Annotated in this window: 15 protein-coding genes; all 15 read right to left on the reverse strand. The window is 59.7% G+C overall.

Annotation, left to right across the window (positions count from 1 at the left end; genetic code table 11):
- Positions 1 to 200: 200 nt before the first annotated feature.
- Positions 201 to 1664 carry an NADH-quinone oxidoreductase subunit NuoN gene (nuoN, locus tag GIW69_RS15925; RefSeq protein ID WP_236483673.1) on the reverse strand — a complete coding sequence of 488 codons (1464 nt, stop codon included), beginning with the start codon at positions 1662 to 1664 and terminating at the stop codon, positions 201 to 203.
- Positions 1665 to 1671: 7 nt separating this feature from the next.
- Entirely contained in the window at positions 1672 to 3204 is a 1533-nt protein-coding gene (nuoM, locus tag GIW69_RS15930) for an NADH-quinone oxidoreductase subunit M (protein WP_212809471.1), read from the reverse strand.
- A gap of 39 nt (positions 3205 to 3243) precedes the next feature.
- A complete protein-coding gene (nuoL, locus tag GIW69_RS15935) occupies positions 3244 to 5097 on the reverse strand; it encodes an NADH-quinone oxidoreductase subunit L (protein ID WP_236483675.1) in 1854 nt (617 codons plus the stop codon).
- Positions 5094 to 5402 (reverse strand): NADH-quinone oxidoreductase subunit NuoK, encoded by a 309-nt coding sequence (gene nuoK / locus GIW69_RS15940; RefSeq protein ID WP_236483677.1) that lies wholly within the window; start codon positions 5400 to 5402, stop codon positions 5094 to 5096. Before nuoK ends, nuoL begins: the two co-directional genes overlap by 4 nt.
- A gap of 3 nt (positions 5403 to 5405) precedes the next feature.
- The gene (gene nuoJ, locus GIW69_RS15945; protein ID WP_236483679.1) at positions 5406 to 5906 is read right to left on the reverse strand and encodes an NADH-quinone oxidoreductase subunit J; all 501 of its coding nucleotides are present in this window, start codon (positions 5904 to 5906) and stop codon (positions 5406 to 5408) included.
- A 9-nt stretch (positions 5907 to 5915) separates the two neighbouring features.
- Positions 5916 to 6464, reverse strand: a complete 549-nt coding sequence (nuoI, locus tag GIW69_RS15950) for an NADH-quinone oxidoreductase subunit NuoI (protein ID WP_236483681.1) — start codon at positions 6462 to 6464, stop codon at positions 5916 to 5918.
- Between the two features lie 11 nt (positions 6465 to 6475).
- A complete protein-coding gene (nuoH, locus tag GIW69_RS15955) occupies positions 6476 to 7483 on the reverse strand; it encodes an NADH-quinone oxidoreductase subunit NuoH (protein ID WP_236483683.1) in 1008 nt (335 codons plus the stop codon).
- On the reverse strand, positions 7480 to 10194 hold the full coding sequence (nuoG, locus tag GIW69_RS15960) for an NADH-quinone oxidoreductase subunit NuoG (protein ID WP_236483685.1): 2715 nt from the start codon (positions 10192 to 10194) through the stop codon (positions 7480 to 7482). Before nuoG ends, nuoH begins: the two co-directional genes overlap by 4 nt.
- Before the next feature lie 136 nt (positions 10195 to 10330).
- A complete protein-coding gene (gene nuoF / locus GIW69_RS15965) occupies positions 10331 to 11686 on the reverse strand; it encodes an NADH-quinone oxidoreductase subunit NuoF (RefSeq protein ID WP_236483686.1) in 1356 nt (451 codons plus the stop codon).
- The gene (gene nuoE / locus GIW69_RS15970; protein ID WP_007920186.1) at positions 11683 to 12180 is read right to left on the reverse strand and encodes an NADH-quinone oxidoreductase subunit NuoE; all 498 of its coding nucleotides are present in this window, start codon (positions 12178 to 12180) and stop codon (positions 11683 to 11685) included. Before nuoE ends, nuoF begins: the two co-directional genes overlap by 4 nt.
- A 2-nt stretch (positions 12181 to 12182) precedes the next feature.
- Positions 12183 to 13967, reverse strand: a complete 1785-nt coding sequence (gene nuoC, locus GIW69_RS15975) for an NADH-quinone oxidoreductase subunit C/D (RefSeq protein WP_236483688.1) — start codon at positions 13965 to 13967, stop codon at positions 12183 to 12185.
- 73 nt (positions 13968 to 14040) lie between these two features.
- On the reverse strand, positions 14041 to 14715 hold the full coding sequence (locus GIW69_RS15980) for an NADH-quinone oxidoreductase subunit B (RefSeq protein WP_236483690.1): 675 nt from the start codon (positions 14713 to 14715) through the stop codon (positions 14041 to 14043).
- A 10-nt stretch (positions 14716 to 14725) separates the two neighbouring features.
- On the reverse strand, positions 14726 to 15139 hold the full coding sequence (locus GIW69_RS15985; protein WP_003223812.1) for an NADH-quinone oxidoreductase subunit A: 414 nt from the start codon (positions 15137 to 15139) through the stop codon (positions 14726 to 14728).
- A 643-nt stretch (positions 15140 to 15782) separates the two neighbouring features.
- Entirely contained in the window at positions 15783 to 17108 is a 1326-nt protein-coding gene (gene aceA, locus GIW69_RS15990; protein ID WP_007920195.1) for an isocitrate lyase, read from the reverse strand.
- A gap of 472 nt (positions 17109 to 17580) precedes the next feature.
- Entirely contained in the window at positions 17581 to 18342 is a 762-nt protein-coding gene (locus GIW69_RS15995) for a secretin N-terminal domain-containing protein (protein ID WP_236483692.1), read from the reverse strand.
- Positions 18343 to 18485 lie beyond the last annotated feature (143 nt).

Consider the following 18485-nt stretch of genomic DNA (forward strand, 5'->3'; position numbering starts at 1 on the left):
GACTGCGCGGGAAATGAGTTGAAGGACAATTCCGAAAGAGAGGAGGGCGTTGAAAAGCAAAAGATCGCAGCCTGCGGCAGCTCCTACAAAAATTGGTGCAGGAGTTGCCGCAGGCTGCGATCTTTTGCTGTTGATTACTCAAAAACAAAAACGGCACCCGAAGGTGCCGTTTCTATTTGTAGCCAGATGAAATCGAGCAATCAGCCCGCCAGACCTGCCTGCTGAACCAGTGTCAGCAACGGCTGCGGGTAAACACCCAGGAAGAACGCAACCAGGGCGATCGCCAACAGCATGACGCCGCCGGCTTTCTGTTCCCAGTGCAGTTGGGCATCGTGGCGACGCAGGTTCGGTTCAATCAGGTACAGGGTGACCATCACGCGCAGGTAGTAGAAGACGCCGATGGCGCTGCCCAGTACCAGCGAACCGACCAGCCACCATTGGTGTGATTCGACACCGGCGGCGATGATGTAGAACTTGCCGATGAAGCCTGCGGTCAGCGGGATACCGGCCAAAGACAGCATCATCACGGTCAGGACGGCGGTCAGGTACGGACGGCGCCAGAACAGGCCGCGGTATTCGTACAGCGCGTCTGCGTCACGACCGTTGTAAGGCGAGGACATCAAGGTGATCACGCCGAACGCACCAAGGCTGGTGATCACGTAGGTGACCAGATAAACGCCGATGGCTTCCACGGCCAGGCCCTTGCTCGCTACCAGCGCGATCAGCAGGTAGCCGAAGTGGGCGATGGACGAGTAACCGAGCAGACGCTTGAGGTTGCTCTGAGTCAACGCCAGCAGGTTACCGAACAGGATCGATGCGACCGCGATGACGGACAGTACGTCGCTCAGCACGCCACTGCTCGCGGCAGGGGAGATCTGGAACAGACGCACCATCACTGCAAACACGGCGACTTTCGAAGCGGTCGCCAGGAACGCGGCCACCGGTGCTGGAGCACCTTCGTACACGTCCGGCGTCCACAAGTGGAACGGCACCAGCGACAGCTTGAACGCCAGACCGATTAACATCATGCCCAGGCCCAGTTGCGCCAGCGAGCTTGGCAGGCCGGTCGCCGCGATAGCCTGACCGATACCGACGAAGCTCAGGGTGCCGGCGTCAGCGTAGAGCAGCGCCATGCCGAACAACAGGAACGCGGAACCGGCGGCGGACAACACCATGTACTTGATGCCGGCTTCCAGCGAACGCTTGTTGAAGAAGGCATAAGCCACCAGACCGTACACCGGCACCGATAACAGTTCCAGGCCGATGAACAACCCGGCCAGGTGCTGCGCGCTGACCAGAACCAGACCACCGGCGGCGGCCATCAGGATCAGCAGGTACAGTTCTTCACGGTTGCCCGGGTAACCCGAACCGCCGTCGCCGAGGTAGGCGTGGGCGAGGGTGACACAGGCAAGGGTAGCGACCAGGATCAATGCCATATAAAGGCAGGCAAAAGTGTCGATCTGCAGCAATGGGGTCACGGCCAGAGGTGCGACTTTCAAAGCCGGGAGGATCGACAGCAACGCGAGGTTCAGACCCGCCACCGAAATCAGGAAGGTCTGCGAGTGGTTGCGGCGCCAGGCGATTGCCAGCATCACCACGATAATGGTGAGGCTGGTGATCAACAGTGGCGCAAGCGCAATAAAGTGTTGAATCGTGAATTCCATAGCGCTCTTACCGGGCCGAAGCGAGTTGAGTGAAGGCGGTGCCGAGCCACTGCTGCACGCCATGCATCGTGGCGGCGGAAGTGTCGAGGAACGGTTGCGGGTAAACGCCGAGGTAAATCAGCAGAACCGCAAGGCCCAGCACCATGATCAGTTCGCGACCGTCCATGCCGTGCAGGATCGAGTCCGATTTGGCCGGACCGAAGTAAGCGCGGTGGATCATGATCAGCGAGTAGACCGAACCGAACACCAGACCGGAGGTGGCAATCGCAGTGATCCATGGCGCGCTGGCAAACGTGCCGATCAGGATCAGGAACTCGCCGACGAAGTTACCGGTGCCTGGCAAGCCCAACGAAGCGGCTGCGAAAAACAGGCTGATCGCCGGCAGGTAAGCGATGCGCGACCACAGACCGCCCATCTCACGCATGTCCCGCGTGTGCAGACGCTCATACAACTGACCGCTGAGGATAAACAGAGCCGCCGCCGACAGACCGTGCGCGAGCATCTGGATCACTGCACCTTGCAGGGCCAGTTGGCTGCCGGAGTAGATGCCGATCAGTACGAAGCCCATGTGGGAAACGGACGAGAAGGCAATCAGACGCTTGATGTCGGTTTGTGCGAACGCGAGGAACGCGCCGTAGAAGATCCCGATCAGACCGAGGGTCATGGCGATCGGCGCGAACTCGGCCGACGCATTCGGGAACAGCGGCAGGGCGAAACGCAGCAGACCGTACGCAGCAGTTTTCAGCAAGATACCGGCGAGGTCGACAGAACCTGCGGTCGGCGCCTGGGCGTGAGCATCAGGCAGCCAGGAATGGAACGGTACGACGGGCAGCTTGACCGCGAAGGCGATGAAGAAACCGAGCATCAGGATGTACTCGGTGGTCATCGACATCTTGGTTTTCAACAGATCGGCGTAGTTGAAGGTAATCACACCGGTGTTGTTGAAGTTGACCAGCACCAGACCGAGGATCGCCACCAGCATGATCAGGCCGGAAGCCTGAGTGAAGATGAAGAACTTGGTTGCGGCGTAGATCCGGGTTTTCTTGCCGTCCGAAGAGCTGTGACCCCAGAGCGCGATGAGGAAATACATCGGCACCAGCATCATTTCCCAGAAGAAGAAGAACATGAACAGGTCGAGGGCGAGGAACACGCCGACGACACCGCCCAGGATCCACATCAGGTTCAAGTGGAAGAAGCCAACGTGACGTTGAATTTCTTTCCACGAGCAGAGTACCGAGAGGATACCCAGCAGGCCGGTCAGCAGGATCATCAACAGCGACAGGCCGTCGAGGGCCAGGTGCACGTTGATGCCGAAGCGCTGGATCCAGACGTGCTTGAACTCAAGCGCCCAAGTCGGATCGGCGCCAGGCGCCGGAGCAAATGAATAGTCACCGTGGGCCCACAGCCAGAGGCCGAGTGCGAGTTCCAGGGTCATGGTCAACAGCGCAATCCAGCGCGGGAGGGTAGCGCCGAAGCGCTCACCCATCCAGCACAGCAGGCCGCCGATGAAGGGGATCAGGATTAGCCAAGGCAGAATCATGACGGGCTCGTTTCCTTTCGCAAATTCGCAAGGTTCATATCAGACCGCTACCAGCACGATGGCGCCGATCACCAGCACGGCGCCGGCCGCCATCGAAGCAGCGTACCAACGCAGTTGACCGGTCTCGGTGCGGCTCAGGGCAGTGTGACCGCCCTTGGCCATACGCGGGATCAGACCGATGGTCTGGTCGAGCGGGTCTTTGCGCAGCATGTGGCTGATCGCAAGGTACGGCTTGACGAACAGTTTGTCGTAGATCCAGTCGAAGCCCCAGGCAGCGAACCACCAGGCCGAAAGGAAACGGCCGATGCCGCTGTTGGCGATGGCGGTGACGAAGCGACGCTTGCCGAGGAACAGCAGGGCCGCCAGCAGGATACCGGCCAGGGCGATGGCGCCCGAGGCGATTTCCAGACTGTGCTTGGCTTCGCCACCGGCATGGCCAACGCTTTGCGGCAGCACGCCGTGCAGCGGTGGAACGATCATGGCGCCGATGAAAGTCGACAGCACGATGAGTACCGACAGTGGCAGCCAGTGAGCGATACCGTGACCGGCGTGGGCTTCGGTCTTGGCTTCACCGTGGAACGCGATGAAGATCAGGCGGAAGGTGTACAGCGACGTCATGAACGCACCGACCAGACCTGCATACAGCAGACCTTCGTTGCCGCTGGCGAACGCTTCCCAGAGGATTTCGTCCTTGGAGTAGAAGCCCGCGGTCACCAGTGGCAGGGCAGACAATGCCGCGCCGCCGACGATGAAGCTGGCGTAGGCCAGTGGCAGTTTTTTCCACAGGCCGCCCATCTTGAAGATGTTCTGCTCGTGGTGGCAGGCAACGATCACCGCACCGGATGCAAGGAACAGCAGGGCCTTGAAGAAGGCGTGGGTCATCAGGTGGAAAATCGCGCCATCCCATGCACCCACCCCCAACGCCAGGAACATGTAGCCGATCTGGCTCATGGTCGAGTACGCGAGGATACGTTTGATGTCAGTTTGTACCAGTGCGGCAAAACCGGCCAGCACCAGGGTCACACCGCCAACGATGCCCACCAAGTGCAGGATTTCCGGCGCCAGGGTGAACAGACCGTGGGTACGGGCGATCAGGTAGACACCGGCGGTCACCATGGTCGCGGCGTGGATCAGTGCCGAAACCGGAGTCGGGCCGGCCATCGCGTCCGCGAGCCAGGTTTGCAGCGGCAGTTGTGCCGATTTTCCGACCGCACCACCCAGCAGCATCAGGGTTGCCAGCGTAATCCAGAAATCGCCGACCTGGAATTTCTGCGGCGCCAGCACCAGCAGTTCCTGAATGTTCAGCGTGCCCACTTGCTGGAACAGGATGAACAGGCCGATGGCCATGAACACATCGCCGATCCGGGTCACGATGAAGGCTTTGAGTGCGGCGTTACCGTTGTTGCGGTTGCTGTAGTAGAAACCGATCAACAGGTACGAGCACAGGCCCACGCCTTCCCAGCCGAAGTACAGGAACAACAGGTTATCGCCGAGCACCAGGAACAGCATGCTGGCGATAAACAGGTTGGTGTACGAGAAGAAGCGCGAGTAACCGGCTTCGCCGCGCATGTACCAGGACGCGAACAGGTGGATCAGGAAACCTACGCCCACCACCACGCCGAGCATGGTGATCGACAGGCCGTCGACGTAGAGGGCGAAATCAGGCTTGAAGCCTTCCACCGCCATCCACTGCCAAAGCACCAAGGTGTAATGACCGCCTTCGGGAGGCGCGACGTTGAATTGCCAGATGACGTAGGCGGTGACAATCGCCGACAAGCCAATGGAACCTACGCCGATCAGCGCCGAGAGGTTTTCCGACCAGCGTCCACGGGAGAACGACAGCAGCAGGAAACCGATCAGAGGGAATACGAAAGTCAGAAAGATTAGGTTCATCCGCGCATCTCACTGGCAGCGTCGATATCGAGCGTGTGGAAGCGGCGATACAGTTGCAGCAGGATCGCCAGACCAATACTGGCCTCGGCGGCAGCAAGGCTGATCACCAGGATGAACATGATCTGTCCATCCGGTTGCGCCCAGCGGGCGCCCGCAACGACGAAGGCCAGGGCAGAGGCGTTCATCATCACTTCCAGACTCATCAACACGAACAAAATGTTACGGCGAACCATCAGGCCGACAAGGCCGAGGCAGAACAGGATGCCGGCAACCGCCAGACCATGCTCGAGAGGGATAGCAGGCATAAATTACTCCTTCGCCTCGTTGCGGCCCAAGTGGAACGCCGTGACGGCTGCGGCGAGCAGCAGCATCGAGGCGAGTTCGACCACCAGCAGATACGGGCCGAACAGGCTGATGCCCACGGCTTTCGCATCCACGGTGGTGTGACCGATGGCCTGGCCGCTCTGGTGAGCGAACAGCACATACAGCAGTTCGGCCAGCAGCAGCACGGCAAGAATCACCGGCCCGGCCCAGATTCCAGGCTTGAGCCAGGTGCGTTCCTGCTGCACCGAGGCCGGGCCCAGGTTCAGCATCATCACCACGAACACGAACAGCACCATGATGGCGCCGGCGTAGGCGATCACTTCCAGCACTCCGGCAAACGGTGCACCGAGCGAGAAGAACGTCATGGCCACGGCGATCAACGAGATGATCAGGTAGAGCAGGGCATGCACAGGGTTGGTGTTGGTGACCACGCGCAGCGTCGACACAACAGCGATACCCGATGCGAAATAGAAAGCGAATTCCATCGTTCTTCCTTAAGGCAGCAAGCTCTTCACATTGACCGGTTCGGCTTCGTTTTGCGCGGTGCCTTTCGGCTTCCCGGCAATTGCCATCCCTGCAACACGATAGAAGTTGTAATCAGGATTTTTGCCGGGACCGGAGATCAGCAGATCTTCTTTCTCGTACACCAGATCTTGACGTTTGAACTCGGCCATTTCGAAATCCGGCGTGAGCTGGATTGCGGTGGTCGGGCAGGCTTCCTCGCAGAGACCGCAGAAAATGCAGCGCGAGAAGTTGATGCGGAAGAAGTCCGGGTACCAGCGACCGTCCTCGGTTTCAGCTTTTTGCAGCGAGATGCAACCGACCGGACAGGCCACGGCGCACAGGTTGCAAGCCACGCAACGCTCTTCGCCGTCGGGATCGCGGGTCAGAACGATGCGGCCACGGTAGCGCGGCGGCAGGTAGACCGCCTCTTCCGGGTATTGCAGGGTGTCGCGCTTGCGGAAGCCATGGCCGAAGACCATGACCAGGCTGCGCAACTGGGTACCGGTACCCTTAACGATGTCGCCAATATATTTGAACATGGGTCAAATCCTCACTGAACCGCAACCGCAGGCGTGTTCATCAACACAACCGCAGCGGTCACCAGCAAATTGATCAGGGTCAGTGGCAGGCAGAATTTCCAGCTGAAATCCATCACCTGGTCATAACGCGGACGCGGAATGGAAGCGCGCAGCAGGATGAACAGCATGATGAAGAACGCGGTCTTCAATGCGAACCAGACGAAGGACAGTTGCGGCAGGATGCCGAACGGACCGTGCCAGCCGCCGAAGAACAGCGTGACCAACAGCGCCGAGATCAGGATGATACCGATGTATTCGCCGACGAAGAACATGCCCCATTTCATGCCGGCGTATTCGATGTGGTAACCGTCGGCCAGTTCCTGTTCCGCTTCCGGCTGGTCGAACGGGTGACGGTGAGTCACGGCGACGCCAGCGATGAAGAAGGTACAGAAGCCGAAGAACTGCGGAATGATGAACCACAGGTTCTGCGCCTGGTACTCGACTATGTCGCGCATGTTGAACGAGCCGACCTGCACCACGATGCCCATCAGGGCCAGGCCCATGAACACTTCGTAGGACACGGTCTGCGCCGAGGCACGCAAGCTGCCGAGGAGGGCGAACTTGTTGTTGCTCGACCAGCCGGCGAACAGCACTGCGTAGACCGACAGACCGGCCATGGCGAAGAAGAACAGCAGGCCGATGTTCAGATCCGCCACGCCCCAGGTCGGGGTGATCGGGATGACCGCGAAGGCGATCAGCAAGGCGGACATGGCCACGACCGGTGCCAGGGTGAAGATCACCTTGTCGGCAAACGGTGGCGTCCAGTCTTCCTTGAAGAACATCTTGAGCATGTCGGCGGCGATCTGGAACATGCCGAACGGACCGACGCGGTTCGGACCGTAACGATCCTGCCACCAGCCCAGCAAACGACGTTCGACAAAGCTGAGCAACGCACCGGCGACCACGACGGCCAGCAGGATGACGATGGCTTTGATGACCGTCAGGATCACATCGATCACTTCAGGGGTGAACCAGGTCATTGCGCTGCCTCCTGCAGACCGTCGACGGATACGCCGGCGAATGCCGGTGGAATGCCGGCGATGCCTGCTGGCAAGGCCACCAGACCTGCGCCCAGTTCTTCATTGATGCGCAGCGGCAGACGCAGGGTCTGACCGGCCACGTTCAAGCTCAACAGGGCGCCGTCGTTGACGCCCAGGCGATCCGCTTCGGACTTCGCCAGAGCAACATAGGCGGCCGGAATGCGTTCCTGAACCGGAGCGGCTTTTGAAGAGTTTTCTTCGCTGCCGAACAGGTGGAAGAACGGTACGGCTTGCCAGGTACCCGGCGCCGGGTTGAACGCACGCGGCGCAGCAGCGAACCAGTTCAGCGAATCACCGTTGCTTTCGATCAGGCGCGTGCCCGGGTCGCCAGCGCGGATGTGACCACCGACTTCGTCCTGGAACTTGTTCCACGCCTGTGGCGAGTTCCAGCCCGGCGACCAGGCAAACGGCACTTGCTGATGCGGTTCAACGGAGCCCGAGTAACCTTCCATGGAGAAGGCGAACGCGGTGTCTTTGTCTTGCGGGGTGCGTGGTTCGTGAACACTGATGTCGGCGCGCATCGCGGTGCGACCGGAGTAACGCAGCGGTTCACGGGCCAGTTTCATGCCCTTGATGCGGAACGCGGCGGACGGTGCGGCATCGACGATGCGCGCCAGTTGCGCGGTGCTCGACGCCACGGCAGCGGTGACGTGGTCGAGTTGCGTCCAGTCCACAGGCTTATTCAGCAGAGTCGCGCGCAGGGCGTGCAGCCAGCGCCAGCCTTCGTGAACCAGGATGCTCGCGTCCAGGTATTGCGGATCGAAAACCTGGAAGAAGCGCTGGGCGCGACCTTCCTGGCTGACCAGCGTACCGTCGCCTTCGGCGAAGCTCGCCGCTGGCAGCACCAGGTCGGCGCGATCAGTGGTAGCGGTCTTCTGATGGTCGGCGACAATCAGCACTTTGGCGGCGTTCAGCGCGGCATCGACCTTGGCGTTGTCGGTGCGGGTGTACAGATCGTTTTCCAGCACGACGATCGCGTCAGCCTTGCCGTCGATCACGGCTTGCAGCGCGGCGTCGACCGATTCGCCACCGAGCATGGCCAGGCCGAGGCTGTTGGCTTCCGGCACGATCAGGCTGATGGAACCGTTCTTCTCGCGCAGCTTCAGTGCCTTGGCGATGTTCGCAGCGGCTTCGATCAGGGCTTTGGAGCCCAGCGAAGTACCGGCGATGATCAGCGGGCGTTTGGCGGCGAGCAGGGCGTCGGCGATGCGCTTGGCCAGATCGAGTGCCTCGGTGTCCAGACCTTCAACGGCCGGGGCACTGGCATCCAGCGCGTGAGCCACGGCGAAACCGATGCGCGCCAGATCGTCGGGCGCGGCGTGAACGCATTCTTCGGCGATATCGTCGAGCTTGGTTTCTGCCAGGCTGGCGATGAACAGCGGGTTCAGCGCGTGCTGGCCGATGTTCTTCACGGCGGCGTCGAGCCAAGGCTGAACGCGCATGGCATCGGCCATTTCTTCGGCCTTGCCCTTGACCGACTGACGAAGGGACAACGCCATACGGGCGGCGGTCTGGGTCAGGTCTTCACCGAGGACGAACACGGCGTCGTGGTCTTCGATGTCGCGCATGTTTGGCACGGGCAGGGGGCTGTCTTTGAGGACTTGCAGCACCAGGCGAATGCGTTCCAGCTCGGAGGCTTCGATACCGCTGTAGAAGTGCTCGGCACCGACCAGTTCGCGCAACGCATAGTTGCTTTCGAGGCTGGCACGCGGCGAACCGATACCGACGATGTTGCGACCGCGCAGCAATTCGGCAGCGTTGTCCAGCGCAGCGTCGAGGCTCAGCTTGGTGCCGTTGGCCAGCAGCGGCTGGCGCGGACGGTCGGTGCGGTTGACGTAGCCATAACCGAAACGGCCACGGTCGCACAGGAAATACTGGTTCACCGAACCGTTGTAGCGGTTTTCGATGCGGCGCAGTTCGCCGTAGCGCTCGCCCGGGGAAATGTTGCAACCGCTGGAGCAGCCATGGCAGATGCTTGGCGAGAACTGCATGTCCCATTTGCGGTTGTAGCGCTCGGAGTGAGTCTTGTCGGTGAACACACCGGTCGGGCAGACCTCGGTGAGGTTGCCGGAGAACTCGCTTTCGAGGGTGCCGTCTTCAACGCGACCGAAGTACACGTTGTCGTGGGCGCCGAATACGCCGAGGTCGGTGCCGCCGGCGTAGTCCTTGTAGAAACGCACGCAGCGGTAGCAAGCGATGCAGCGGTTCATTTCGTGGGAAATGAACGGGCCCAGTTGCTGGTTTTGGTGGGTGCGCTTGGTGAAGCGGTAACGGCGCTCGTTGTGGCCGGTCATTACCGTCATGTCTTGCAGGTGGCAGTGACCGCCTTCTTCGCACACAGGGCAGTCGTGCGGGTGGTTGGTCATCAGCCATTCGACAACGCTGGCGCGGAACGCCTTGGATTCTTCATCTTCGATGGAGATCCAGGTGTTGTCGGTGGCCGGGGTCATGCAGGACATGACGATGCGACCACGGGTGTCGTTTTCGTCGGTGTACTGCTTGACCGCGCACTGGCGGCAAGCCCCGACGCTACCTAGCGCGGGGTGCCAGCAGAAATATGGAATGTCGAGGCCCAGCGACAGACATGCCTGTAACAGGTTGTCTGCCCCGTCGACTTCGAGCGCTTTGCCGTCTACGTGGATAGTGGCCATGGTTCAAAGGTCTTCGTTGGCCCGGTGTCAGCGGGCGTGGCTAATGGAATCTTGTTATCCGTCCGAATCCAAACAGCCCCGCGAGGCGTCATCGGACGAAAGACGAAGGGCACGGACCCTTCGTCTTTTTAAAGCGTTAAGCGCCGACTACGATCGGCTGTGCCAGAGGCGGGACGGTGGCGCTTTTCGGCGCAATACCGGCTTCGAACTCTGAACGGAAGTATTTGATCGCGCTGCCCAATGGTTCCACGGCACCCGGTGCGTGAGCACAGAAGGTTTTGCCTGGGCCGAGGAAACCGACCAGACCGAGCAAGGTCTCGATGTCGCCCGGCTGGCCTTCACCGTTTTCGATGGCCATCAGCAGCTTGACGCTCCATGGCAAGCCATCGCGGCAAGGGGTGCAGAAACCGCACGACTCACGGGCAAAGAACTGCTCCATGTTGCGCAGCAGCGAGACCATGTTGACGCTGTCGTCCACCGCCATCGCCAGGCCGGTACCCATCCGGGTACCCACTTTGGCAATGCCGCCGGCATACATCTGCGCGTCGAGGTGTTCCGGCAAGAGGAAACCGGTACCGGCGCCACCTGGCTGCCAGGCCTTGAGCTTGAAGCCGTCGCGCATGCCGCCAGCGTAGTCTTCAAACAGTTCGCGACCGGTCACGCCGAATGGCAATTCCCACAGCCCCGGGTTCTTCACTTTGCCGGAGAAGCCCATGAGCTTGGTGCCCATGTCTTCACTGCCGTCGCGGGCCAGCGATTTGTACCAATCAACGCCGTCGGCAATGATCGCCGGCACGTTGCACAGGGTTTCAACGTTATTCACGCACGTCGGCTTGCCCCACACGCCAACGGCAGCAGGGAAGGGCGGCTTGGAGCGCGGATTGGCGCGGCGGCCTTCGAGGGAGTTGATCAGTGCGGTTTCTTCACCGCAGATGTAACGCCCGGCACCGGTGTGGACGAACAGTTCGAAATCAAAGCCTGAACCCAGAATGTTCTTGCCCAGCAGGCCTGCTGCCTTGGCTTCTTCCACGGCACGGTTGAGGTGCTTGGCGGCGGTGGTGTATTCGCCGCGCAGGAAGATGTAGCCACGGTAGGTTTTCAGCGCGCGGGCACTGATCAGCATGCCTTCGATCAGCAGATGGGGCAGTTGCTCCATCAGCATGCGGTCTTTCCAGGTGTTCGGCTCCATTTCATCCGCGTTGCACAGCAGGTAGCGGATGTCGATGGATTCGTCTTTGGGCATCAGGCCCCACTTCACGCCAGTGGGGAAGCCTGCACCGCCGCGACCTTTCAGGCCGGCGTCCTTCACGGTCTGGACAATGTCGTCCTGAGCCATGTCGGCGAAGGCTTTGCGCGCAGCGGCGTAACCGTTCTTGGCCTGGTATTCGTCGAGCCACACGGCTTCGCCGTCGTCACGCAGACGCCAGGTCAGCGGGTGAGTCTCGGCCGAACGCTTGATCAGGTTGGCCGGGCCGAAAGATGTCAGGGTCATACGTAGCCCTCGAGCAGTTTGGCGACGCCAGCAGGCTGCACATCACCAAAGGTGTCGTCGTCGATCATCAGCGCCGGTGCCTTGTCGCAGTTGCCGAGGCAGCAGACAGGCAGCAGGGTGAAACGACCGTCTGTGGTGGTCTGACCCAGGCCGATGCCCAGATTGTTCTGGATTTCGCTGACCACCGATTCATGGCCCCCGATGTAGCAGACCATGCTGTCGCAGACGCGAATGATGTGACGGCCGACCGGCTGACGGAAGATCTGGCTGTAGAACGTCGCCACGCCTTCAACGTCGCTCGCCGGGATGCCGAGGATCTCGCCGATCGCGTAGAGGGCGCCGTCCGGCACCCAGCCGCGTTCTTTCTGAACGATCTTCAGGGCTTCGATCGACGCCGCGCGCGGGTCTTCGTAGTGATGCAACTCGTGCTCAATGGCCGAGCGCTCGGTTTCACTGAGGGTGAAACGGTCTGTCTGGATAAGCGTGCTGTTCATGCTTAGCGGTCCACGTCGGCCATAACGAAGTCGATACTGCCCAGGTACGCGATCAAGTCCGCGACCATGCTGCCTTTGATCACCGAAGGGATCTGCTGCAGATGCGGGAAGCTTGGGGTGCGAATCCGGGTGCGGTAGCTCATGGTGCCGCCGTCGCTCGTCAGGTAGTAACTGTTGATGCCCTTGGTCGCTTCGATCATCTGGAAGGATTCGTTGGCCGGCATGACCGGGCCCCACGAAACCTGCAGGAAGTGCGTGATCAGGGTCTCGATGTGTTGCAGCGTGCGCTCTTTGGGCGGCGGCGTGGTCAGCGGGTGATCCGCCTTGTACGGGCCTTCCGGCATGTTGCGCATGCACTGGTCGATGATCTTGATGCTCTGGCGCATCTCTTCGACGCGCACCATGCAGCGGTCATACGCATCGCCATTGGCGGCCAGCGGCACTTCAAACTCGAAGTTCTCGTAGCCGGAGTATGGACGCGCTTTACGCAGGTCGAAGTCGCAACCGGTCGAACGCAGGCCGGCACCGGTGACGCCCCATTCCAGGGCTTCTTTGGTGTTGTAGGCTGCCACGCCGATGGTACGACCCTTGAGAATGCTGTTTTGCAGGGCGGCCTTGGTGTATTCGTCGAGGCGCTTTGGCAGCCATTCAACGAAATCTTTCACCAGTTTGTCCCAGCCGCGTGGCAGGTCGTGCGCGACGCCACCGATGCGGTACCAGGCCGGGTGCAGACGGAAACCGGTGATGGCTTCGATCACCGTGTACGCCTTTTGGCGGTCGGTGAACGTGAAGAACACCGGGGTCATGGCGCCGACGTCCTGGATGTAAGTCCCCAGGAACAGCAGGTGGCTGGTGATCCGGAAGAACTCGGCCATCATGATGCGGATGGTATCGACCTTCTCGGGCACTTTGATGCCGGCCAGCTTCTCGACCGAGAGCACGTACGGCAGGTTGTTCATCACGCCGCCGAGGTAGTCGATACGGTCGGTGTACGGGATGAAGCTGTGCCAGGACTGACGCTCGGCCATCTTCTCGGCACCACGGTGGTGGTAACCGATGTCCGGGACGCAGTCGACGATCTCTTCGCCGTCCAGTTGCAGAATGATACGGAAGGCACCGTGGGCCGAAGGGTGGTTCGGGCCCAGGTTGAGGAACATGTAATCCTCATTCGCGCCGGAACGCTTCATGCCCCAGTCTTCAGGACGGAAGCGTGCGGCTTCTTCCTCAAGCTGTTGCTTGGCGAGGTTCAGGCTGAACGGATCGAATTCGGTGGCGCGCGCCGGGAAATCCTTGCGCAGCGGGTGACCTTCCCAAGTCGGCGGCATCATGATGCGCGACAGGTGCGGGTGACCTTTGAAGTCGATGCCGAACATGTCCCAGACTTCGCGTTCGTACCAGTTGGCGTTCGGCCAGATGCCGGTGACGGTCGGCACGCTGAGATCGCTCTCGGACAAGGCGACCTTGATCATCACGTCACTGTTACGTTCGATCGACATCAGGTGATAGAACACAGTGAAGTCGGCATCGCCTGGCAGCCCTTGACGCTTGGTGCGCAGACGCTCATCCACGCCGTGCAGGTCATAGAGCATGACGTACGGCTTGGGCAGGTTGCGCAGGAAGGTCAGGACTTCGACGAGTTTGGCGCGGGCAACCCAAAGCACCGGCATGCCGGTGCGAGTTGCCTGGGCGGTGAACGCCTCAGGGCCAAAACGGGTGTTCAATTCGACGACCACATCCTGGTCGTCTGCCTTATAAGGCGGGATGTACAGAGCGCTGCCTGTAGTCATGGTTATTTTTTCGCTTTCGGTCAACGTAAAGAATGAAGCCAGCTTCTCGTTTCTTTGTAAGAACAGATCTGGATCAGACTTCGTCAGGGCTGCGCAGGTTGGTGACTGCGATTCGCTGTTCGCGGCGCGCATCCTTCTGCGAAGGCATGTCGGCGCGATAAACGCCTTGATCGCCAACGACCCAAGACAATGGGCGACGCTCCTGGCCAATCGATTCCTGCAACAGCATCAAGCCTTGCAGGAATGCTTCTGGACGGGGCGGGCAGCCAGGCACGTAGACATCGACGGGCAGGAACTTGTCCACCCCCTGAACCACGGAGTAGATGTCGTACATGCCACCGGAGTTGGCGCACGAACCCATGGAGATAACCCATTTCGGCTCGAGCATTTGCTCGTAGAGACGCTGAATGATCGGCGCCATCTTGATGAAGCAGGTACCGGCGATAACCATGAAGTCGGCCTGACGCGGCGATGCCCGGATCACTTCGGCGCCGAAGCGCGCGATGTCGTGGGGCGCCGTGAAGGCGGTGGTCATTTCCACATAGCAGCACGACAGGCCGAAGTTATACGGCCACAGGGAGTTTTTACGTCCCCAGTTGACCGCGCCACTCAGCACGTCTTCCAGCTTGCCCATGAAAATGTTTTTGTGGACTTGATCTTCTAACGGATCGGAAACGGTTTCCCGTTCGCCAATCGGATACTGCTCGTTAGGAGCATCGGGGTCGATCCTGGTGAGATTGTATTGCATTGCCAAAGCCTCATTGTTTCAGCTTCGCCTGCCGCTTGCGACGAGCTTCCGGAGCCCAGTCAAGGGCGCCCACTCGGAACAGGTAGACAAGACCTGCCAACAGAATTGCTATGAAAACGAGAGCTTCGACGAATCCGGTCCAGCCGCTTTCGCGGACGGACACAGACCATGCAAAGAGAAAGAGGGCTTCGATATCGAAGATCACGAAGAGCATCGCGACCAGATAGAATTTGGCTGAGAGCCGCAAGCGGGCGCCACCGGTAGGTAGCATGCCCGACTCGAACGGTTCGTTTTTGCTGCGACCCCAGGCTTTTGACCCGAGGAGGCTGGAGACGCCAAGCATGAAGGCGCAAAGGCCGACAACGCCCAGAAGGAAAATGGCAAAGCCCCAGTTGTGGGCCATGAGTCCTGTCGCTTCGGGCATGCTGGTAATCCTTAACAGAGAGCAAAGGTCTCTGAGCTTGAAAAGAAATAAGGCAGTGACGATATGTCGCAGCAATCAATCGAGCTGATTTTATGGCTAAACACCCGGCAAGTAAAATTCCTATAGCGAAATTATTTATTGGAATAAGGACATTACGCACCTTCGAGGCGGTGCGGCCCATGCGTTGCGGGCATTAGGCAGGTTTCAGAGAATTATGTTTTGTAGGGAATGTAACGAACATAGTTGTGGTTAAATGATAATTGATATCGTTTGAGGCGGTTTTGTAACTATTTAACGGGTCAATAGACGGAAAGTTGTCTTACATGCGCGTTACTGCAAGTAGCGGCGGCGCTCGTTTTAACTGATTTTTGTGATGCAGATGCCGCGCTGGATCAATGTTTTGCACTGATGATCACCGCTGACCCCTGTAGGAATGAGCCTGCTCGCGAAAGCGCAGTGTCAGCTTGCGCATGAGGTGACTGTTCCGCCGCCTTCGCGAGCAAGCCCGCTCCCACAGGTTTTTGTGGTGCTTGGGAAATCGCGGGCAAAAAAACGCCCCGAACAAGTCGGGGCATCAGTTTTGCGGCTCTGCGGTTAGCTTTTTATTCGATCCGCAGGGGCCGTTTGCTCAGGCGACGCTGAATCAGTGGAACTGCTCTTCTTCGGTCGAACCGGTCAGCGCGGTGACCGAAGACGAGCCACCCTGAATCACGGTGGTCATGTCGTCGAAGTAGCCGGTGCCCACTTCCTGCTGGTGAGCCACGAAGGTGTAACCCTTGGCGGCGTCGGCGAATTCCTGCTCTTGCAGCTTCACGTAGGCAGTCATGTCGTTGCGGGCGTAGTCGTGCGCAAGGTTGAACATGCTGTGCCACATGTTGTGAATGCCGGCCAGGGTGATGAACTGATGCTTGTAACCCATGGCGGACAGTTCGCGCTGGAACTTGGCGATGGTCGCGTCGTCCAGGTTTTTCTTCCAGTTGAAGGAAGGCGAGCAGTTGTAGGAAAGCAGTTGATCCGGGTATTCCTTTTTGATCGCTTCAGCGAAGCGACGGGCTTCGTCCAGATCCGGTTTGGCGGTTTCGCACCAGATCAGGTCGGCGTACGGAGCGTAAGCCAGGCCACGGGCGATGGCTTGATCCAGGCCGGCGCGAACCTTGTAGAAGCCTTCCTGGGTGCGCTCGCCAGTCACGAATGGCTGATCGTACGGGTCGCAGTCGGAGGTCAGCAGGTCGGCGGCGTTCGCGTCGGTACGAGCCAGAATGATGGTCGGTGTACCGGCAACGTCCGCAGCCAGACGAGCAGCGGTCAGCTTCTGCACGGCTTCCTGGGTTGGCACCAGAACCTTGCCGCCCATGTGGCCGCATTTTTTCACGGAAGCCAGTTGGTCTTCGAAGTGAACGCCGGCAGCGCCTGCTTCGATCATGCTCTTCATCAGCTCGTAGGCGTTCAGTACGCCGCCGAAACCGGCTTCGGCGTCAGCCACGATTGGCGCGAAATAGTCGATGTAGCCGTCATCGCCCGGGTTCTTGCCGGCTTTCCACTGGATCTGGTCGGCACGACGGAACGAGTTGTTGATGCGCTTGACCACGGTCGGCACCGAGTCCACCGGGTACAGCGACTGATCCGGGTACATCGATTCGGCGGAGTTGTTGTCCGCGGCAACCTGCCAGCCGGACAAGTAGATCGCCTGGATGCCGGCTTTCACTTGCTGTACAGCCTGGCCGCCGGTCAGGGCGCCCATGCAGTTGACGAAATCTTTCTCAGGACGGAATGACGGCTTGGCACCCTGGGTGACCAGGTTCCACAGCTTGTCAGCGCCCATTTTCGCGAAGGTGTGCTCCGGTTGAACCGAGCCACGCAGACGGACGACGTCAGCAGCGGAGTAAGTGCGTGTCACGCCTTTCCAGCGCGGGTTTTCAGCCCAGTCTTTTTCGAGGGCTGCAATTTGCTGTTCGCGTGTCAGTGCCATGGAGATAAACCTCGTCGCGTCTTTTATGAAAAGTTGTTCTGCGGTGGAAAATCTTGCGCTCGCTGACCAGAAGCTTAGGTGGTCAAGTCGGATTCGGCGGGGGAGGCGACGGGATGAACGATGGGCTCGAGGGGAGGTGAGCAGGTAAGGGCGGACTGCGGGCGTATTCAGGCGTCGTGGGCCTTGGTACGAAAACAGTGTGATGCCGGGTTACCTAAAAACGCTTCCGTCCCTCGGGACAACTTCGTTCCAGTCGCAACCTCGTCAAACACACCTTGTGGGCGGTACAGACACGAAGCGGTTCGCGGGGGTGATTGCGAACGTCGCCTCGAAGGCCCTTATCAGGGCCTCTGATTAGCGGGAGCGAGGCCATCATGCCAATGCTTTTTTCGATCGTCAAACGTTTTGTAGTGCTTTTTTTATAGCACTACATCTTTCGTCTAATACGACTAATCAGTCAGTTTTCGGGTTGTCAGTCCAGGGAATCGACTTTCACTCGCAGGGTCATGTCATCCCGACCTTGGGTCGAGTAGCTGCGGGTCAGGCCCTGTTTGTCGGCCTGTGTCTGGCGATTGACGCCCGCGAGAGTGATCCACTCACCCAGACGTCCGGTGACGGTTGTGTCGGTACTTTGTACGTTCACTACATCGGGACGTTCCTGGCTTATGCGGTCACGGTTGGTACTGATTGCCAGATGAACGGTCTCGCCGGTGACGCTCGCAGTCACGTAGAAACCCTGGGTGACATTGCGATATTGCGTCTGGCTGCTGTAATCGCCATAGGAATTGCTCTGGCTGCTGGTGATCGGCACGCTCTGGCCGACCTGAATCAGCGCCGGCATGCCTTCGCTTGCTTGAATCTGCTGAACGCCGCCATCTCGGCTCGCCGTGCTGCGGCTGATGATGCGGGTCTGGTTCGCTTGGCCGCCATTGACCGAATAACCTTCGTCGCCCCGGCCATTGTTTTCGTTGGTATCGACGGTGATCAGCAAGCGTTTTGGCGCGGTGTCGAGCTGATCGAGCAGGTTTTTCAGCTCCTGGATCTTGCCCGGTTCGGCGTTGACGATCAGTTGGTTACCATAGGCGCTGACTTGGCCGTCCTTGCCGATGAAGTCTTGCGCAACGGGCAGCATGTCGGCGCTGGTGTGGTATTTAAGGGGCACGATTTCCGTGGCTGCCAGCACCGAAAAACTGCAGCCGAGCAGCAGGGTGGTGAGCAGGGTGCGTAGGGACATGTCCGTTATCTCCGCTTTCGAAAGGCTTGATATTGCCAGTTTGTCGGCCTTGGGTGGAGCAAGTTGAATCGTAGACAGCAAAACGCCCCGGCATCGTGAGATGTCGGGGCGTTTTGTGGTGTTTTTGAAGGCCTTCGCGAGCA

Source organism: Pseudomonas syringae (assembly GCF_021605415.1).
Classification (GTDB): domain Bacteria; phylum Pseudomonadota; class Gammaproteobacteria; order Pseudomonadales; family Pseudomonadaceae; genus Aquipseudomonas; species Aquipseudomonas syringae_S.